The 20,852-nt window shown below is 59.1% G+C and carries 11 protein-coding genes and 3 tRNA genes; 2 read left to right on the top strand and 12 right to left on the bottom strand.

Annotated features, from left to right (window positions below):
- Nucleotides 1–65 precede the first annotated feature (65 nt).
- Complete coding sequence (locus tag Q4D83_RS11575; protein WP_303175459.1) at nt 66–635, top strand: TetR/AcrR family transcriptional regulator; 570 nt, start codon at nt 66–68, stop codon at nt 633–635.
- A 172-nt stretch (nt 636–807) separates the two neighbouring features.
- Complete coding sequence (locus tag Q4D83_RS11570; protein ID WP_303175458.1) at nt 808–2,547, top strand: AMP-binding protein; 1,740 nt, start codon at nt 808–810, stop codon at nt 2,545–2,547.
- An 87-nt stretch (nt 2,548–2,634) separates the two neighbouring features.
- Here Q4D83_RS11570 and Q4D83_RS11565 read toward each other — a convergent pair whose 3' ends face one another.
- The 12 genes from Q4D83_RS11565 to Q4D83_RS11510 all read right to left on the bottom strand — a co-directional run bounded on the left by Q4D83_RS11565 (nt 2,635) and on the right by Q4D83_RS11510 (nt 20,715).
- Nucleotides 2,635–3,408 (bottom strand): enoyl-CoA hydratase, encoded by a 774-nt coding sequence (locus tag Q4D83_RS11565; RefSeq protein WP_303175457.1) that lies wholly within the window; start codon nt 3,406–3,408, stop codon nt 2,635–2,637.
- Nucleotides 3,405–4,448 (bottom strand): enoyl-CoA hydratase/isomerase family protein, encoded by a 1,044-nt coding sequence (locus tag Q4D83_RS11560; protein WP_303175456.1) that lies wholly within the window; start codon nt 4,446–4,448, stop codon nt 3,405–3,407. The genes Q4D83_RS11565 and Q4D83_RS11560 overlap by 4 nt, the downstream gene beginning before the upstream one ends.
- Nucleotide 4,449: 1 nt before the next feature.
- Complete coding sequence (locus Q4D83_RS11555; protein ID WP_303175455.1) at nt 4,450–5,628, bottom strand: acetyl-CoA C-acyltransferase; 1,179 nt, start codon at nt 5,626–5,628, stop codon at nt 4,450–4,452.
- 217 nt (nt 5,629–5,845) lie between these two features.
- Nucleotides 5,846–12,388, bottom strand: coding sequence for a DUF5979 domain-containing protein (locus Q4D83_RS11550; protein WP_303175454.1), 6,543 nt, complete (start codon nt 12,386–12,388; stop codon nt 5,846–5,848).
- A 507-nt stretch (nt 12,389–12,895) separates the two neighbouring features.
- A complete protein-coding gene (locus Q4D83_RS11545) occupies nt 12,896–17,161 on the bottom strand; it encodes a DUF5979 domain-containing protein (protein WP_303175453.1) in 4,266 nt (1,421 codons plus the stop codon).
- Nucleotides 17,162–17,501: 340 nt separating this feature from the next.
- Complete coding sequence (gene rplA / locus Q4D83_RS11540; RefSeq protein WP_303175452.1) at nt 17,502–18,206, bottom strand: 50S ribosomal protein L1; 705 nt, start codon at nt 18,204–18,206, stop codon at nt 17,502–17,504.
- 66 nt (nt 18,207–18,272) lie between these two features.
- A complete protein-coding gene (gene rplK, locus Q4D83_RS11535) occupies nt 18,273–18,707 on the bottom strand; it encodes a 50S ribosomal protein L11 (protein ID WP_303175451.1) in 435 nt (144 codons plus the stop codon).
- 288 nt (nt 18,708–18,995) lie between these two features.
- A complete protein-coding gene (gene nusG, locus Q4D83_RS11530) occupies nt 18,996–19,817 on the bottom strand; it encodes a transcription termination/antitermination protein NusG (RefSeq protein WP_303175450.1) in 822 nt (273 codons plus the stop codon).
- A gap of 173 nt (nt 19,818–19,990) precedes the next feature.
- The gene (gene secE, locus Q4D83_RS11525) at nt 19,991–20,320 is read right to left on the bottom strand and encodes a preprotein translocase subunit SecE (protein ID WP_303175449.1); all 330 of its coding nucleotides are present in this window, start codon (nt 20,318–20,320) and stop codon (nt 19,991–19,993) included.
- 28 nt (nt 20,321–20,348) lie between these two features.
- A tRNA-Trp gene (locus Q4D83_RS11520) sits at nt 20,349–20,421 on the bottom strand.
- A gap of 100 nt (nt 20,422–20,521) precedes the next feature.
- Nucleotides 20,522–20,593, bottom strand: a tRNA-Met gene (locus Q4D83_RS11515).
- 49 nt (nt 20,594–20,642) lie between these two features.
- A tRNA-Thr gene (locus Q4D83_RS11510) sits at nt 20,643–20,715 on the bottom strand.
- Nucleotides 20,716–20,852: the final 137 nt, after the last annotated feature.

Raw genomic sequence — 20,852 nt, 5'->3', positions numbered from 1 at the left:
TTTCCACCCTGAACGCCACCCCCAACACCCCCGAAACGGCGTTAATTCACCCCCGAAGGAGCACTGTGAGCACAACGATGACTGGACGCCAGCAAGAGTTATTCCACGCCCTGCGGGCCCAGTTCTTAGACATCGGTTTCGCGGACTTCACCATCGACTCCGCCTGCAAAGAGCTCCACTGCTCCAAGTCCACCATGTACGCACTCGGCCGCTCCCGCGACGAAATTATCCAAAAAGTGGTGCGCGACTTCTTCCGAGAGATCACCCAACACACCGAAGCCTCACTCGCCGAACACAGCAACGCTCGTGATGCCCTCGAGGCGTACTTCGCTGCCATTTTTGACGCCCTGCAACCAGCATCGTCGCACTTCATGCGGGATTTGGCGCAGGAATCGGTGGCGCGGGAAATTTACGCCACGAATACCCAGGCGGCAACCCAACGCATCCTTGAATTGCTCCGGCGCGGGGTGGCGGACGGGCAATTCCGGCCGCTGCCCGCGGAGTTTGTGGCTCGGCTCATCGAAACCACCATGCAGCAGATTCAGCAGGGCGTATACGCAGATACCCTGCCGGTTGCGCAGACCTATAAGGAGCTTGGGCAGCTTGTGATGCATGGAATCCACCAGCAACCCTAGCTCACCCGTTTAGGGGTGCCCAATGTCCGATGTGTACGTTTGCGTATACGTTCGTACTCGCGAGCGTCTAGACTGCGACATACATCACACTGCACCTGGGGTATGGCGCAGCGCATACCTCAAGCGCTTCGGACTGTTGGATTAGCGCCGACCGGCGCGAAGAAGGAGCACCATGAGCAACCTCAGCCCCACGACCGCCAAATTCCTCGCCGCCCGCGACCAATTGCTCGACCTCCGCGAAGACTATGCGGCCGCGCGCGAACAATTCACCTGGCCGCGCTTCGAGCATTTCAACTTCGCCCTGGATTGGTTCGACTACCTGGGAAATCACCCAGATTCGCGGGACCGAGAAGCCTTGGTCATCTCCGAAATGGACGGCACGGACACGCGGCGCACCTACCACCAACTCTCCCGGCGTTCGAATCAACTGGCCAATTGGTTGCTGGATCAAGGCGTGCAGCGGGGCGACCGCGTCATGCTCATGCTCAACAACCAGGTGGAACTGTGGGAAACCATGCTCGCCTGCATCAAAGCCGGGTTCGTGATCAACCCCGCCACCGCCATGCTGGGCTCCGCCGACCTAGCGGACCGCACCGCCCGCGCCCAGATTTCCTGGGTTGTGTCCGGCACTGAAGACGCCGCGAAATTCCAAGACGTCCCCGGCGACTTCACCGTCATCCAGGTTGGCCAGGAGCCCGCCGCGCAATCCGCGCACCCCACGTTGCGCTATTCCGATTCCTTCGAGGCGCCGGAAGAGTTCGTGCCCACGGAGCCGACGCCCGCTGATGAGACGTTGCTGCTGTATTTCACCTCCGGCACCACCTCCAAGGCAAAGCTTGTGGAACACACGCACACCTCCTACCCGGTGGGGCACCTGTCCACCATGTATTGGATCGGGCTCACCCCTTCCGACGTGCACCTCAACGTCGCCGCCCCCGGCTGGGCCAAGCACGCCTGGTCGAACTTTTTCGCGCCGTGGATCGCGGGTGCCACCGTATTCCTCTACAACTACGCCCGCTTTGATGCCGCGGCGCTCATGGAAAAGATGGCCATCGAGGGGGTGACCAGTTTCTGTGCCCCGCCGACGGTGTGGCGCATGCTCGCCCAGGCCGACTTGACCCGCCTCAAGACACCCCCGACGAAAGTGGTTGCCGCCGGTGAACCGCTCAACCCCGAACTGATTTCCACGGTGGAGCGCGCCTGGAACACCACCATCCGCGACGGGTTTGGCCAAACGGAGTCCACGGTGCAAACAGCCAACACCCCGGGCCAACCTGTGAAGCCCGGCTCCATGGGCCGCCCGCTCCCGGGTTTCGACGTCGTGCTGATCGACCCCGCCACGGATGAAATCGGCGACACCGGCGAAATCTGCCTCCGCCTCGATCCCCGACCCGTCGGCCTCACCCCCGGGTACTACGGCGACCCCGATAAGAACGAGGAGATTTTCCGCGACGGCTTCTACCACACCGGCGACATTGCCGAGCGCGACGAAGACGGCTACCTCACCTACGTGGGCCGCTCCGATGACGTGTTTAAAGCTTCTGACTACCGGCTCTCCCCCTTCGAACTCGAGTCCGCGGTCATCGAGCACGCTGCCGTCGCTGAGGTTGCTGTGGTCCCCTCCCCGGACCCGATCCGCCTCGCCGTGCCAAAAGCCTACGTGGCGCTCGCCCCAGGTTGGGAGCCAACCGCTGATACCGTCGAAGCGATTCTCAAGCATTGCCGCGACGCACTGGCCCCCTATAAGCGCATCCGCCGGTTAGAGTTTTTCGAACTCCCGAAAACGGTCTCCGGCAAGATTCGCCGCGTTGATTTACGACGCCGCGAAAACGAGATCCATAAAACCGACCAGGGTGCCAGCACCGTGGGCACCGAATACGCAGACTCGGATTTCCCTTCGCTAAAAGGTTAACCCCCGCCGGGGGTTAACCCCGCCGCAGCGTGCGTCGTGTCACGCTGCGGCGCACGCGCCAGCCCACGGCGCATGAGCGCCGGGCGGCTAGCGGTGTTTGAAGTTAGGTTCGCGCTTTTCCACGAAGGCGGCCATGCCTTCCTTTTGGTCTTCAGAGGAAAACACGGAGTGGAATACACGGCGCTCGAACATGATGCCCTGCTGAAGTGTGGTTTCAAACGCGGCGTTGACGGTTTCCTTCACCATTTGCGCGGCCACGAGTGACTTCGAGGCAATCAGCTCGGCAACCTTCGCCACTTCGTCGAGGAATCCTTCCGCCGGCAGCACGCGGGCAACCAACCCCGCCTGGTGAGCCTCCTGGGCATCCATCATGCGCCCAGTAAGACACATGTCCATGGCCTTCGACTTGCCGATCGCGCGAGTCAAGCGTTGCGAACCACCCATGCCAGGCAAAACCCCCAGGTTAATTTCCGGCTGCCCAAACTTCGCGGTCTCGGACGCCAGGATAAAGTCGCACATCATGGCGAGTTCGCAGCCGCCGCCGAGTGCATAGCCGGATACCGCCGCGATTACCGGGGTGCGCACGGCGCTGAGTCCGTCCCACCCGGCGAACCAATCGGAGCTGAACATCCCGGTCGCGGATTGTTCGGACATCTCTTTAATGTCGGCGCCCGCAGCGAATGCCCGTTCGGAACCGGTAATGATAATGCATCCGATTCCGGGGTCGGCGTCCAAGGTTTGTGCCGCTGCGACGACCTCGCGCATCGTGGCGTCGTTAAGCGCGTTCAGCGCCTTGGGCCGGTTCAGGGTGATGGTGGCTACGCGCCCGGTGGTTGCTACCAGAATGTTGTCGTATGTCATGGGGTGTCCTGTTCACTAAGGTTGAGTTCCGCCACCCGTGGGTCGTCCACGGGGGCAAACATTGCTTCGACCATGTCGGGGGTGACGTCTTCCAGGGTGGCGTGCGCCCAACGTGGGGTGCGGTCCTTGTCCACGAGTTGCGCCCGCACTCCCTCCACGAATTCGGTGCCTCGTTGCATGTTCATGGATACTCGGAATTCGGTGTCCAACGCTTCCGCGAGCGTTTGGGTGGCTGCTCGCCGGAGGGATTCGAGGGTTACTTTGAGCGCGAGGGGGCTGTTGCGTCGGATTCGGCGGGCGGCGTCCGCGGCCCAGGGGGACGGCGTGGCGTCGAGAAGCGCGAGGATGGATTCTACGGTGTCTGCGTCGTATACGCGCGCCATGGCTTCCCGATCCGCGCCGAAAGCGGGCGGCAACTCCTCCGTAAACTCCCCCAGCTTATCGACGCCGTGTTCGCACAACGCCGCGACCAGTTCCTCAATGCGGCCCGCGGGCACGTACCAATCCGCAAGGGCACACGCAATCGCTTCAGCGGGGCCCACATGCACCCCGGTGAGGGCGAGGTGGGTGCCCAGATGATCCGCAGCCTGGTTGAGCAGGTAGGTGCCGCCCACGTCCGGGACGAATCCGATACCGGTTTCGGGCATTCCCACGCGGGTATCGTCAGTGACAATCCGGTGCGAACCGTGCCCGGAAATGCCGATGCCGCCGCCCAACACGATCCCGGTTTGCAAGGCCACATACGGCTTGGGGTACTGGGCGATATCCAGGTTAAGGCGATACTCCTCCGCCCAAAAGGTTGCCCCCTGAGTGCCATGGGCACGCGCGTCGTGGTAGAGGCTGATCACGTCGCCGCCCGCGCACAACCCGCGCTCGCCCGCGCCGCGAACGATCACCAATTCCACGCTCGGGTCGTCCCGCCAGGCATCAAGCGCGGCCTGCATTTCGCGCACCATCTCGAGGGTCAGGGCGTTCATCGCCTGCGGGCGATTCAATGTGATAATGCCCGCTTTGCCTCGAACTTCAGTCAAAATAGCCATGCTAACCTCGCTCCAATAACAATGCTTCGCCTTGGCCGCCGCCGCCGCACAATCCCACCCCGGCGCGCGTACCCGCCCCAGCCGCCAGCGCGTGCGCCGCATGGACCACAAGACGGGCGCCGGATGCACCAATCGGGTGGCCAAGGGCGATGGCGCCGCCGTTGACGTTTACCTTCGCGGGGTCAATCCCAAGCGCGCGAGCGGAATGCACCACCACGGCGGCGAACGCCTCGTTAATTTCCACAATGTCCAGCTCGGACGCCTCCCAGCCCTGGCGCTGCAGAGCCGCCCGAAGCGCATCCGCGGGCTGCTGCTGCAACGAAGAGTCCGGGCCGGCGGTTTGCCCCACTGCGCGCAACGTGGCCAGGATCTCCCAGCCCTGCTGGTGCGCATACCCCCGAGTGCACAACACCACGGCGGCGGCACCATCAGTGATTGGGGACGAATTGCCGGCCGTGATGGACCCGTCCGGAACGAACGCCGGACGCAACTTTGCCAAGGTCTCCCGCGTGGAATCTGGGCGGATGCCCTCATCCTGGGACACCCCCGCAATCTCAACAACCTCACGGGCCATGGACCCATCAGCCCACGCCGCCGCGGCGCGCTGGTGCGATGCCGCCGCGCACTCGTCCTGCTCCTCCCGGGTGACTGGGTAGCGGTCCGCAAACCGCTCCGTCAATTCACCCATGGAAATGCCGAGGTCAGCTGCGGTGAGGCCGTCGTGGGCCATGTGATCGAGTGCGGTGATCTGGCCGTACTTCTGGCCAGTGCGAACCTTTGATAGCAAGTGCGGGGCTTGGGACATAGACTCCATCCCCCCAGCAACCACGACGGTAGCCTCGCCGGAACGGATGAGACGCGCGGCGTCGATAATCGCGGTGAGGCCGGAAAGGCACACCTTGTTCACGGTGCACGTATGCGCAGCGGGCGAGACCCCAGCAGCAAGAGCGGCCTGCTTCGCAGGATTCTGCCCGGCGCCCGCCTGCAACACCTGACCCAAAATCACGGCCTCCACCTCGGATGCCGGTATCTCACCGAGCGCTCCCGCAATAGCCACTGCGCCCAACGCGGGGGCAGAATACGAGCCTAGCTGGCCAAGCAACCGGCCATGCGGCGTGCGAGCGGCGCCAACAATGACAACGTCTGTTGCGTCCGCGTCTGACGGGGATTTGGAAACCACGGAACCTCCTAAATGTACGATTTGTAAGCACATCGTACTGTATGGAGTGAGACTTGCGCCACATATTGCCGGATTTTTCGGGCGGCGGGGCTAGGCGAAAACTCCGTAGCCTGCATAGCTCGACGTACTGCAAAAATGCGAAAAGCGCCGACGCGAATGGCCGACGCTTCTCACCAACGAATCCTGCTAGCCACCAACAAGGTCGCTAGCGTATGCGCTAGCCCTTTTTACGACGTATCAGCAGTGCACCTCCTGCGATAAGGACCAATGCGAATCCGGCGAGTGGCAAAACCATCCCGCTCACGCCGGTCTTGGCCAGCTGGCTGCCCTTTTCCACAATCTGCGTAAGAACGTTTCCGTTCGCGGGCGGGGTTGGTTGACCGGGCACCACGGGGTTGAGCGGTGGCACGATCGGAATCAATGGGATCAGCGGGATCACCGGCGGGGTGTAGGTGTTTACCGCCGTGAGCGCTACGTGCTGCCCCTTCGTTTCAATGGTGAAGGTCATTTCACCGGCGGGCCGCAGCAACAACCCTGGGCGTTGCGCCTTGTCAACGTCTTCCCACACCCGGCAGCTAGCCCCTACTTGGATGTTGGCGTTGGATTCCACAGCCGTTCCGTCACCGGGGATCACCAACTCGCCCTTGGTACCATCGGTGCATTCGTAACCGAAGGTGTAGGACATGTCCCCGATATCTACCGGGGTGTTAACCACCTTGGCTAGGGAGAACGTGCCGCGATGCTTGGTGTATTTGTTCACCGCATCGATCTTGTGCACGGTGTCTTTCTCACCGAGTGTGAATTCGAAAGGCTTGGGGGTTTCCACGTCGAATCCGGCCTCGGCTGCGGAACCGGCCACCTCGGCGACGGTGCATTTGCTTCCCACCGGAAGCGCCGGCGAGGCGACAGGTTTGCCGTCGGCACGGACGTAGAGGTTGCCTTCGTGCTGACCGTTGCCTTCACACCGGTAGGTGAATTCGTAGACGTTGTTGGCGATGATGTCCGCCGGGTCTACGTCGGCTTCGACAACCTTGGTGATTTCGAACGATGCGCGGTGTGCAGTGTAATCATTCACCGCGTGCACACTCACCGTTTGTTGCTTTTCGACGTTCACCTCAACACTGTTTCCGGCAACCGCATCGCCACCATTGACACTGAGCTGGGTAACGAGGTCAGTGCCAGCGACGTTGGCGGCTGATTCCGTTACGGTGCAGGTACCGGTGGGCAGATCGGTGATTTGGGTGACCTTGCCCGGAGTTACCTTGGCCTTGCGTGTTTCGCCGGCGGGGAATCCGGTGCAGGTGTATTCGAAGGTGAACTCCTTCGGCGCTTGGGTCGCGGCGTCGCCGGTGACTTGCTTAGTCAGCGCCAATCCGCCTTTGTCGCGCTTATATTCGTTGGTCACCTCTACCGCGGTCACTGCGTCCTTCTCTGCGATCACGAACGCGGCGGGGGTTACCATCGGGGCGACAGCGTAATTGTCCACTGCTGCCGAGCCGAGATCTTCAGCCAGGGTACAAGTCGTACCCGTGGGTACCCGCGGGCCGGGGACTGCGACGCCGTCGCCCTTAACGTCGATGACGCCAGTCTGGTCGCCGCAGGTGTAGTTCACCTTAAACACCTTGTCGCGGAAGGTTGCAGCGTCGTCGCCAGTGACCTTCTTGGTCACTTTGAAGCTGCCGTGGTCGCGGGAGTACTCGTTGGTCACCGTCACCGCTACCGCATTGTGCGCATCGGCAACGGTAAACGTTGCGGGGGTCACGTCACGCTTGGTGTGCGTGTAGTGGGGGCGCTCCGCGGACGCCTCGTCCTCGCTCACGGTGCATTCCCAACCGGTGGGTATACCCGCGACGCGTGCCGGGCCACCCGCTTGGGAAACAGGCACGGTTCCAGACATCTCATCGCCACCATTGGGGTCAACGCACTTGTAGTTGACAAGGAACTTCTTGTCCTTCACCGCGTCGGCATCGTCGCCGCCGATAACCTTGGCTACCTCGAAAGCGCCGAGGTCGCGCGTATAGGTATTGGTGGCCACGAGGGTTACGCCGGGCGCCGCCACTTGGACGCGATCGCCGAGGTCGACGTGCAGCGTATAGCCTTTGCGATCCTGAGGCGTTTCGGCGGTGAGTTCGCAATCTGTGCCCACCGGGAAATTACCGACGGTGACGTCGTTGCCCGCCATGACCTTGACGGAGCCCTCAGCGGGGACTTCCGCACCGGCATCGTCGCGCCCTGGCGCGGAACAGAGGTAGTTGATCCCGAACTCGTCGCTCCCAGTCGAACCGTTCGCCACAAGCACCTTGGCAACCTTCAACGGCACGCGCGGTTTTTCCACGGTGTTCGTCGCGGTGATGGTAATTTCGGCGAGTTCGTCCGGATTGGCCGGGTCGACAAGGGCGCCGGAATCGAAATCGTGATGATCGATAGCCGTTGCGATTGCGCCCGCAGCGTCAGTTTCGGTCGCCCAACACTTCGCGCCCTTGGGCAGCTTCGCCGGGCTGCCGTTCTCAGCCTTCACTTCCACGGTGTTTTCACCAGTAATGGTCACGCCTTGCACGTGCAGCACCGGCGGTTGGTCCGCGGCGAGTTTGCAGGTGACGTCGAAAACAAAATTGCGGGTCTTCGCGTCTTCGATGGCTGCGGGCTCGCCGGCCAGCTTCTTCGCCAACCGAATCACACCTGCCGAATAATTGTTCGTCAGTGCGATGTGTTCCTCGTTGCCGGTACCCGTCTTGGCATCGAACCCAATTTCCACGCTGGTGCTGGGCAGGTTTCCGGGGTCGGAGTTGCCGCCCTTGATTTCCGAGACGGTACAGATCGCACCTACTGGGATATCCACGATCGGATCGGCCGTGATCTCGGTTTTATCCTTCGGCGCGGTCAGCGTAACAATCTTTTGCAACACTTCCTTGCCATCCAAGGTGCAGCGCACATCGAACTCAAATTCGTCGCCCGGAGCGTACGTATCGACGCCCTGCCCGCGCAACAGCTTCGTCAGCACGAGGCTGCCGGTGGCGGTAAATCCGGCATCGACGGAAAGGTTTTCTGTGTTGGCGGGCAAGACCACCGGATCAGCTACTCCCGTATCCGGATCCGCATTCGAATCGTTGTCCGGGGTTGCGCCGGGGGCTTGCTTCCTGGTCAGCTTGCCCTTGCCCGCGAAGGTAATGGTGTAGCCGTTCGCGTCGGAGGCGCGCAGCTGCGGGAACAGGTAGCGGCCAGCGGCGTTGGTGACCGTCTCCAGCACGACCTTGTTACCAAGATCGTCGGTGCCTTCCAGCTTGACCTTGACGTCAGCGGCCGGTGGCTCCGGGGCGCCACCGATCTCGTCTTGGATGCCGTTCCGGTTGGTGTCCCACCAGGCGTAATCGCCGATCGAGGATTCGATGACTCGTTCGGGGCGCGCAATGGGGCCGACCGGGAATTGCAGCCCCTTGGCCACCGCAAACGCGCGGTTCACATACACGTCGCCCTTGGCGTTCCCCTCGCCCTTCATGGCGATTTCCACGGAGATCTTATCCGAGCTGTCGAACTTTCCGGGGCGTTGGATACGCAGAGCCGTGACCTCGCCCAATTCCTTGGGGCAACCGGCGCCGTCGCTCGTTGGCGCGTCGCACCACACGGTGTCACCCTGGTCGCGCGGGTCGAGCTTCACGTTGGGGTCCTTGGTGTACAGGATCCGCACGTTGCCCCCACCATTGACAACCTTGGCGGAGACGAAAGTAAACGAGCCGCTGAAATTGGAGTCGGCCACGCCATGCTTAGGCAACACGTCGATGATGTCGGGGTCTTCCACCGGGGCATCGTCGCCCTTGGGCACCGTGTTCACCAGAGAAACTTGCCACTTGTTGAGCTCGTGATGCTGCTGGCCTGGGCGGTTCAGCTGCACTTCGGGGGTGAGGGCGATCTTGTCCAGCTTGATTCCGGCAAGGTTGTTGATCTGCACCTCGGCAGAATCGAGCCGTTGTTTGACGTCGCTCTGGTCACCGTCCGCCCACACCAACACCGTGTTCTTGTACACACCGGCCTGGGCGAGCGGCGAGACCTTAGTGGTCACGATGATCGGCTCAATAGGCCGGTTGACCTCTTGCTGCGGATACACCCAGCGAACATAGGTTTCATCGGCCTTGCAGCCGGTGATTTTCGCACCGTCCGGCATGACCACTTCGGTATCGGAGCCGTCCTTCCTGGTGATCTTTTGCACAAGGGCCGGCCGGGGCTCAGCGCTTTCGAAATCAAGCGAGGTAGGTAAGCAATCCTCCACCCAATATTCCTTGCGAATACCAGTGGTAAGCGCACCCGAGGTGAGGGACGGGGTGAGTCGGAATTGCACGGTGTCGGGAGGCAGGATATTGCCGGTAGCACTGTCAACATTACCGCCGCCATTGACCTGAGGCGGAGTGTCAGTAAACTCGCCTTCGGTGCCGCGGCGAACCTTCTTATCCACGCGGGCCTGCGCCAGCGCGATGATCAGGCGGTCGCCGGGGGAACCTTCATGGCCCTCCGGTCTGTACCCGGAATTTGACCAAGCGGAAGCGTTTTGAATCGCGGCATGAAGCTCCGGTACCTCGCCCTCGATCAGCTTGATAGCAGCCCAGTTCGGAACGATATCGCCAACATTGTTGTTGGTTTCCGCAACTCGATGGTTCAAGCTCACTACCAGCACAACGCCGTTGCCAACAGCAGCCGAATTGGCCACCGGCGCCGGCACGACGGCATGCACGCGCACACGGGCCACGCCGGTGTAAATGCCGTTGGCGAGTTGCGCGGCGTCGTTACCCGGGACAGCAGCGGGGTCATCGTACCAGGGGCCGGAATCGTCGCCACACTGGGAAGTCTTCCCCCCACCGCCGGGAGTAGCCGAGTACTGCACGGTAAGCTTCGGCGTCTCAGCTGCCGACGTCGCCCACCGCGTACCGTCGCCTTGCTTAACGTTGTTGTAGCCGGAAACCCACACCGGAGCACCCTGGGAAGGTAGCGATTGGAAATGCGCACCCGCGTGCGCGCTCGCCGGAACGTCTTTCGAATGCAGGTGCAAACGGCTGTTGTCCCAGGAGTCACACAACACGACGGTTTGATCTACCGGATAATCCGGGCGGGAACCCGTCACCAACAGCTGGGAGAGCACCTCTTGGCTCGGCGCCACGGTAATACCACCACTGCGGATTGTCGCACCACCGGGTGGGCCTTCGCCGCGCGCCACGTACCCCGGAGCAAACTCGGTCGGCGTCATGTTGCGCTCCGCCCCCGGCACACCCGTAAACGCCTTGTTCAAGGAGCCGCTGCGGCCAATGTTTGGGGTGGCGGTGCGGTAATCATTAAACGAGTCTTGCCCGGCAAGGTTGAGCTGATCGTTGCCGGTAAAACCCTGCATGTCCAGGGTGGTATACCGATACGTCGTAGGCAGGGTTCGCACACCGCCCGCTTCCGTGCCGAAATCCCGGATCGTATCCACTGGCGTATACACGCTGAAATAGTGCGACACGGCGTAGGCCCTATTGCCGGGTATCGGCGTGTTATCCGGGCGAAGCGCGTGGGATGGATAACTGCGCAACGACATGTCCGCGCCGCTGATACGGAATTCCACGGGTTCCGCAAGGTTGTTTTTATCAAAACTTATCTCGCCAGAATCCCGTACGGAATTCGCCGGCGTGGTCGTAGCTCCAACGCCTGTTGCGCCAACTTTTGGGCCGGGGGCACTATAAAACCCGCCCGTGTACACGATCCGCGAACCGTACTTATCCTTGTCGGCGTTCAATTGTTGCAGCTGCTCGGGCGTTAGGTGCGGGTACATCGTGGCGAACGAAAGATCCGCCGTAGCGGTGAAGTCGCCGATCGCAGGCATCGCACCTTTACCGTTCGTCGGCGCGCTGACCAGCAAATTAAGCCCCGAACGCTTGCACACGCGCGCGTTGTCCCAGGGGCAAGGTTCCGTGGCCGGGCCATAGAAGTAGCCTGTGTTCTCCTCCAACGCGATGGAGTTCATGGAGATGTCCCACTTCAGGCTTGCCGACGCCGTGACTTCCGGAAGTTCATCCGCGGGGACAACGTATTCGGGGGCACCGTCCACTTTGAACGTGGCGCTGGTTGGTGTTAATTCGGCACCATTGTGCACATAACCAAGCACCTTGGCCGTGATGTCAAGGACCTTGGAATCACTTTCAAGGGTGCCAACATTACAAGTCAGCGTTTGCTCGCTGAGCTCATTGACGCTCCCAGCGCTCAGTGGCAAGCTCGGCTCGCCCGCACTCGATGGTGTGATCCCGCTGCCGGCGAGACACACACTCGGCAGCGAATCGAATTCCATCCCCTTGGGAAGCGACAACGTGAACGTGGAGTTCATCCCCACGCCCTCGTTGACCGAGAAGTTCAACCGATACGTCACCGTATCGTTGACTCGCACGATTCCGTTGTTGGGGCCGGAGTCATTACCTGCGGAATCGTCGCCATCGAAATTGGGGGTGCCGTCAGATAACACCTTCACCGAATAATCCAAGTGCAGCCCGCCCGCGCCCGGTTGCGGCGCGGCGTTTTGGCGCAACTCAGCTGGCTCCTCGACCGGTTCCGACTCCGCCTTCGTGCTCGTGGTGGCGGTTGTAGACGTCGCAGCCTCAGATGTGGCTGTGGTTGACGTGACCTCTTGGGCCGTGGCAGGTTGCCCGTTTGGCGCCGCGGCTATTGGAGGCGCCCCGCCGATTGCTAGTCCTAAGGCAGCCACCACCGTAGCTGGTAGCTGCCACAAACTTCGAAAACGTTTCACTGTGCAGTCCTCTTGCGCTCAATTTGTTATCTTTCTATTTGGCCACATTAAGAGGACGCTTAGCAAGACGCTTATTTGATACTTATCTTGTGCGCTGGTTAAGTGGTGGGACATCGACAAAACGCCTGGGTATTAATGATATATTCCGAACTAAAACACCCCCGTGCGCCAACCCCTCACATAATCATCCATCCTAAGAGCAGGATTTTTATTCACTGAGCAGTGGAAACGGTTGCCGATACTGGCTCAGCAATACTTTTGCGTGCGCGCCGCATCCCGAACGTCCCGCGTACAGTTTAAAGTTTTCAAACCATGGGCCTGGGCGGATCTGCCTCAGGCAGATCTAACACGGCCATTTCACGCTCCTGCGGAAACACCGAGTCCAGCACCCCCACGTGTTGAATCTGCCTGACTAGGGTTTCGTGGACCGACGATCGCGCACAAGAAACCCCAGATGGTTGCTACCATCTGGGGCTCTCTTGGTTGAACGTGGCTTAGGCGCCGCGTTTAACCGTTATTCTTCCGACTACGCACCGCGAGGAAAATACCTGCGGAAGTAATCACGAGGGCCAACAGGCCGATACCGAGCACCGAAGCACCAGTATTGGCGAGCACACCCTTCGGTGCGGCAACGTTTTTCTGCTCTGCAGAGTTGCCACCATTGCTCGGCGTTGCCGGGGCAGTTGGGTGCGTGCTGGAGCCAGAGCTGCCGCCGTTCGAGCTACCCGCGCTACCGAAAAGCAACGGCAGGAACGGAATGAAGGACAGGAAGCCAGGACGATCAGGTTCCTCGACCGGTGGGTTCGGCTTACCCGGGATCGGGGTGTACTCGTTGGTAAATTCGACGGCGATATTCTCATCCTTCTTGTCGAACTTCACAACCTGCGCTTCCGGCTGCTTCAATGTGAAGCCTTCAACAGCAGCAGAGCCAGCATCCTCAGAAATCGTGCACTGGCTGCCAGTACGAACCTTCACCCCAGCGTCAACCGCGACACCATCGCCCTTGACCTTCACCTTCCCATTTTGGTTATCGGTACAGGTGAAGTTGAACACGTATTCACGGTTCTTGGCCGTCTCGGAGGGCAAACCAACGACCTTCTTGGCAATGGAGAACGGCGCCGTGTGCGCGCGATACTCGTTCGTGAACTTCACCGGGACCGTAACATCGCGCTTGTCAATCACCACGGTTTGCTTCTCCGACGCCTTCAAGTCGAAGCCAGCGACCTGTGCCTGAGCAACGTTTTCTGATACTTCGCACTTCGTACCAACCCGCACCTGACGCTTGAAGTTCACCGGAACACCGTCGCCGCGAACCTCAAGCATATCGACGGTACCGTCCTCGCACTTCATGTCAAAGGTGAATACCTTCTGCTTAAACAGGGCAGCAACCTTGTCGCCTTCCACGTTCTTGACAACACTCACGGAACCCATGTGGGGTTCGTACTTGTTGGTGTACACCACCTGTACGGTCTTATTTTCACGAATGGTAAAGGTTGCTTTGTTGCCGTCAATCTGCGGAGGAGCAACAGCAACCGGCGCCTTTGCGGGCTCGCCTGCCGCTGGCGCGGGCGCAGCTGGCTTTTCTTCATCCTTTGGCGCTGCGGGAGCTTCCGCCTTGTCGGCGGCGCCCTCAGCTGGCTTCTCGGCTGGCTTCTCGGCTTCCGAATTTTCTGCGGCAGGCTTGTCAGCTTCCGGATCCTGAGAATCCTCCTCGGTGTTCCCAATGACCTCCGCTACCGGTGCGGCAACAACGGGTTGAGCAGCACCAGCGGCATTTGCGTCCTGAGCTGCCTCACCTTCACCAGCGGGTTGATTCGCCGGAGCAGCCGGAGCTGCATCGTCGGCCGGGGCAGCATCGTCCGCCGGAGCGACCGGGGCGAGACCTTCGTTTTCACCAAACTTAGGGGTGGTAGTGAGATCGGCGTTGGGAATATTACCGTCAAGCTCTTCAACTACGCAGGTAGCGAACTCTGGAACGTCAGCAATTTGCTTCACTTCGCCGGCCTTGACCTTCAGCTGGGATTCCTGCTTCACGACGTTGCCCTTGGCATCCGTGCACTTGTAGCTGAAGCTGAATTCCTTATCCTTCGCTAAATCTGCGCCTTCGCCTTCAAGGATCTTGGAAATGCTGAACCCACCCTTGTTCTGTGAGTAGGTGTTCGTCACGGTGACTACCGCAGGCTCACCCTTCTTAATCTTGACGTTGGACTCGCTAATCGAAACTCCTGGGGTGTAGCCAGCACGCTTTGCGGATTCGAAGTTCTCAGAGACAACACACGTGGTATTGGTCGGAATGTTTTCCACGACGTGCTCCGCGCCGCCAGCGATTCGTACGCTCACTGGGGCTTCGTCGCCACACTTGTACTCAATGTCAAAGGAATCGCTACCGAAGTCACCGTCACCGGAAACAACCTTACGGATCTTGAAGGAACCCACGTCACGGGAGTACTTGTTCAGGAACTCGGCGGTTGCCACCGGCTCCCCTGGCTTGCCAATAGTAATCTCCACGGGCTTGGGCTGCTCAACGAGGGTGTATCCTGAGAGATTTTCCGCGCCGGCGATTTGTTCGGTAATCGTGCACTTGGTGCCCGCAGGGAACGACTTCGTTGCAGGTACCGCGACGCCGTCGCCAGCTGCCTGGATCTCACCGGTCTCAGTGCCACACAGGTAATCGAACTTGAAGGAGTGCGCCGCCACGTCAGCAGCTTCAGCGCCTTCGACGCGCTTCACAACTTGGAAGGTACCCACAGGAGCGTAGGTGTTGGTGAACGGAATCTCCTGAGCCGCACCCGTAATCGTCACCGTTTGAGCTGGCGGCTTGCCAGTGAATGCGTGACCATCGATATCGATTTCCGCGGTCTGCTCTTCTACCTTACAAACAGTGCCGATCGGGAAGTCCTTGCCAACTGCTACAGCTGCACCATTGCCCGGTACTTCGATGGTGCCAGCGTCAGCGCCACACTCGTAGGTGAACTTAAAGGTCTTTCCGTTTGCGGCATCACCCTGCACGCCCGACACAATCTTCTTTACTGAGAAGGTGCCGCTTCGATTCTGAATGAAGTTATAGAGGTGAACCTTGGTTTCTACCTTCTCCTTCGTGGCCTTTTGGATAGTAAATTCAACCGGTCCAGGCGTGCTGTCTTGCTTCGAGTCCCGGTCGACGGTGTACTGAGGCTCACCCCAATAGAGCGGGCCTTTTTGCGTCTTCGCATGGTTGAAAGGCGCGTCCGTATCAATAATCTCTTCGACCGCGATCTTAGTGCCCACCGGAAATGGGATAGCTACCTGAGTGCCTTTGCCGTTATCCATCGTCGGGGAACCTTCGGTAAACGGCTTCACCTTAAAGGTTGCAGTACCACCATGTTCAGTAACATCCGTGGACGCATTCTTTAACGGTGCCAGGTCTTTCCAGTCATTGAAAGTGAAACTGTCCGGGAATTCGTACTTGAATTTGACTTCAAATTCGGCCGTTGCCGGGTCGACTGCGAGAATGTCACCATCGATATGCTTCTGAACCTTGAAGAACCCACGGTTTTGTTCATATTCGACGGAAGCTTTGTTCTTTTGTATGTAATTAGCCTTACGTACATACGCGTCGTTAATGTCCGTTGTTTTACCATCCGGGGTCTGGTAGACAAGCTTAGCGGTGTTGACATAGGTGCTATCCGGCTGGACGTTGCCATGCACGGTGGTCACCACGTTCGTCAGACTATAAACTCCATCCTTGGAGAACGGCGCCGTGATTTTAATACCAAGCTTATGGATATTATTCTCATCGTGAATGAGCTCTACTGTCGCCTCTCTGAATGGCTCACTCACATTACCGCACTCCCTACCGCGAGCACCGTACGTAATTGCTTGCTCAATAGTACAAGTGCCTCGGCTCGAGAGGGTGAAAATTTTGACGCTTTTCAGTCGCTCGATATCAAAATACAGCGGAGCTTCAGCGACGTCCTCTACGACAATGGTGAACGGAGTTTTTCCGTCCATTTCCTGGGTAATACGGTTCGCCTTCAGCTGCTGCTCCAGGTACTCCCCGGTGAATCTAAAGAACCAACCTATATAGTCCGAGCCAGGGTTAACATCTCCAACGGATTTAAACCATTGAGTACCCTCCCCAGGGTGCGCCTGGTCCTTAATTGGACCACCAGGCAGGGTGATGTCAACTTTCTTCCCGTTAATGGTAATTGGTTGAGTAGTCACACCCGCATCGGTCGGTGCAGCATTATTCACCCAAACGGAGAATTTGCCCTTAAACTCCCGGTTGCCGTCAGTCCAAAGGTCTACAGCGGCTTGGTTAAATGCACATTCAACCTTGCGCTCATGGATGTACTTACATTCGCCAACAACATTCCCGCTGTCGTGCTGCATCGGGAAAGGTGGTTTCTCGACACCCTTGTGGTAGAAGAAGAATACTTCTGGAAGCTCCACGGTAAATTTCTTTCCCACTACTGGGGCCTTTTCAACCTCACCGGGAAAGGTGTTCGACCACTTCAACGCTATTACCCCGGCAGTGTCATTTACCACCAAGGGCAGGTCACCCTTCGCGTCACCGTTACGGCGGAGCGTGACGTCAGTGATGTACAGGTCGTTGGCATCTTGATTCTGCGGAGTCACAGGATTGTTCACCTGCGCCTGCGCATTCGCTGGATGACCTACGACGATCTGAGTGCCGAACACAATCAAGGCACTCACCACGAAGAAGGTCATCACTGTACGCACAACGCGCCAGCCGCGGGTAGCGGCGGCTGCGTGCAGCGATTGTATTAGCATTACTTTCTCAATTCATGTGTTTAACAGTGAAATGAGGATCTAGTGCACGGTTACGGATTGGTACGTACGCGTTAGCGTGATCCGCTGGTAGCGCGCCTCAGCCGAAATGCGATGTTGACAACTCATCCGACCTTTTCGAGATCCTTAAACTGCGACACTACTGAGAGATAACATTTTAAGCAAGCTCTTAAGTATTACTAATTGTGCCGAATCAAACTAATTGGCGGCAGCTATAATGTATCCGCTCTGACCTGCGGAAATAAAAAATCGAAGGTGCAGCCCATCGACGATGGGTTACACCTTCGGGAAAAGTGTAACTGGCTTGGCCAGTTGTTATTTCTTACTCAGCGAAGTTTTTGACCACGGTGGGATCCACGGGAATTCCGGGGCCATTGGTGGAAGCAAAGGTGGCCTTCTTCAGGTAGGTACCCTTCGAAGAAGTCGGCTTGAGGCGCAGCAGCTCCTCAACGAGCGCACCGTAGTTTTCGGCCAGCTTCTTCGGCTCAAAGGAAGCCTTACCCAACACTGCGTGCAGGTTGGACGCCTTGTCCACGCGGAAAGAAATCTTGCCGCCCTTGATGTCAGCAACAGCCTTCGCCACATCGGTGGTCACGGTGCCGGTCTTCGGGTTCGGCATCAAACCACGGGGCCCCAATACGCGGGCCACACGGCCAACCTTGGCCATCTGGTCGGGGGTGGCGATCGCGGCGTCGAAATCCGTCCAACCGCCCTGGATCTTCTCGATCAACTCTTCGGAACCAACGAAGTCAGCGCCAGCGGCTTCAGCCTCGGTCGCCTTCTCGCCTGCGGCGAACACGATGACGCGAGCGGTCTTACCCGTGCCGTGTGGCAGGGAAACCGTGCCGCGCACCAACTGGTCCGCCTTACGGGGATCAACGCCCAAGCGGATGGCAACATCCACGGTGGCGTCGAAGTTCTTGGAGGAGGTTTCCTTCACCAGCGTCGCAGCTTCCAGCGGCGAGTAGATACGGCCGGCGTCGATAAGCTCGGCTGCGGCGCGGTACGCCTTCGACTTTTTGCTCATAGTAAAAATCCTTTTCAAAGATTGTGTGGTGTGCGGGCCGGAGCTGGCCCTGCCACGTGAATCGAATTAACCTTCGACCTCAATGCCCATCGAGCGGGCGGTGCCAGCGATGATCTTCGCCGCGGCGTCGATATCGTTAGCGTTCAAATCTTCCTTCTTGGTTTCCGCAATCTCGCGCACCTGGGCCATGGTCACCTTGCCCACTTTCTGGGTGTGCGGAACGCCAGAACCCTTTTGCAGGCCAGCAGCCTTGAGCAGCAGCTTTGCGGCAGGCGGGGTCTTCAGCTTGAAGGTGAAGGAACGGTCCTCATACACGGTGATCTCAACAGGGACCACGTTGCCGCGCTGGGATTCCGTAGCAGCGTTGTACGCCTTACAGAACTCCATGATGTTCACACCATGGGCACCCAGAGCCGGGCCAACCGGAGGAGCCGGGTTCGCGGCGCCAGCCTGGATCTGCAGCTTGATAAGGCCAGTGACCTTCTTCTTCTTTGGGGGCATCGGTAAAACCTGCTTCCTTGGTATCGGCACCACCGCAACACCGATAGAGCTGCAGTGACACCTACCGGATGCCGGGCCCCACCAACCAAGCCAAACGCTTGCAGGTGTATCCCGGCCACCGGGGGACGAAAAAAGAATATTGCGCACAAAGGCACGCGAGCAGGAATTCTACCGCACTGTGTACATCTTTGCTAATTGCCGGCGCAGCGCCACAGCCTCCGTGCGCAAGCAACGCAAACGCCCGCGCGAAGGTGGGGCGCGGGCGGGAAGGGCGTCGAGAGGCGGCGGCTAGGTAACCTTCTCCACTTGGTCAAACGTAAGTTCCACAGGAGTTTCGCGGCCAAAAATGGATACCAGCGCCTGCAACTTACCGTTTTCCGCATCAATCGAGGAAATAGTCGCAGACACGGAGGCGAGCGCACCCGTCAGGATTGTCACGGCCTCGCCCACCTGATAATCCACCTCGATAGGCTTCGAACTCGCCTTCGGTTGCGCGACGACGGTTTCGCCCTCAGCGTTGGTGGCGGCCTCCTCCGTCTCGCCCGACGCGGTCGCCGGCGGCATCAAGAACTTAGCGACGTCGCGGATCTTCACCGCCGTAGCATTGCCCTCGTTTCCAACAAACGAGGTCACCCCGGGGGTATCGCGGACAACAGACCAGGAGCGATCATTAATCTCCATGCGGACAAGAACATACCCCGGAAGCAGCTTCCGCTTCACCAGCTTGCGCTTGCCGTCGCGGATTTCCACCACCTCTTCGATGGGGACCACGGTGTCATAAATGTAATCCTCAACCTCAAGCGTCTGGGCGCGCATGTCCAGGTTGGTCTTCACCTTATTCTCGTAGCCGGAATAGCACTGGATGATGTACCACGAACCCGGCAGCTTCTTCAGCTCTCGAATATACGCACGCAAACGGGCCTTGTAGTCCGCCATAGCGGCGTCCTCGGCAGTATCCCCCAAAGCGGCAGCAGCGCTCGCGGCGTCAGTCGGTGCGGCGGCGTCAGTTGGTGCGGCAGCGTCGGAGCCCTCGTCAACGACCCGTGCCTGCGCTTCCGCATCATCCACGGGCGAACCGGTATCAAAAATGTTCGTATGTTGATCGCTCATAAGGTGTACTCCAATGTTTCAATCTGGCCATATTGCTAGCCGGGGTAAGGCCATCTGCTGGCCGCGCCAAAATAACTCTGTGCCCGCTTGCCATGGTACCCGCAATGGGGACAAAATTTTATCCCGCCGGAACATGTTTCCGACGGGATAATCAAGCGTGTTTTGTATCTTACCTAGGGGGTGAGGATCTTCTCAACTCCAAGTCCGGCGAGGAAATCCACACCAGACACCAGAGCCGTCAACACGATCAGGAATGCGAACACAATGACGGTGTAGACCACCATCTGGCGCGCGGTAGGCCAAATGACCTTCTTCATCTCCTGAACAACCTCAGGCAAGAACGTGGTCACGCCACCGCCAGGGCCGGAATCTCCCCCAGATTTTTCCTTAGCCACGCGGCGAGCCGCATACTCCGCGGTAGAAGTAGCAGCCTTAGAGACCTGCCGCTTGCCCGCCGGGCGGGAGACCCCGACCAGATTCTCTGGGTGCTTATCGTCGGCCACGGTACTCCTCGAAATAGAAATAACTTTGCAGGGGCGACAGGACTTGAACCTGCAACCTGCGGTTTTGGAGACCGCTGCTCTGCCAATTGAGCTACACCCCTATGGCACCACGCATCGATGCGCAGTACGCGACAACCCTAGCAGAACTCTGGCACGAAGCCAAAACCCCACGATGGGTCGTGGACGAGGGAAAAATCCCAGTAGCGATGGCGAGAATTGAACTCGCGACACAACGATTATGAGTCGTTTGCTCTACCACTGAGCTACACCGCCACGCCCGAATACAAGATGTTTCTAACAAAACATCCCAGATAAGGGACAGAGCCCCCTGACAGAATCGAACTGTCGACCTTTTCCTTACCATGGAAACGCTCTGCCGACTGAGCTAAGGGGGCTAAAACTCCGCTCGGAACTCGGAACCACTCCAGTATATACCTAGATATTGGCGCCGCTTCCCGTTGAAGCCTCACAAAGATTAACCCGACACCAAGCATCAACACAAATCCGCAGTTCAAACCTAGAAACCCCACAG

The sequence above is a fragment of the Corynebacterium sp. genome, assembly GCF_030532715.1.
In the GTDB taxonomy this organism is placed as follows: Bacteria; Actinomycetota; Actinomycetes; order Mycobacteriales; family Mycobacteriaceae; genus Corynebacterium.
This window is presented reverse-complemented; position numbering and strand designations above follow the sequence as displayed.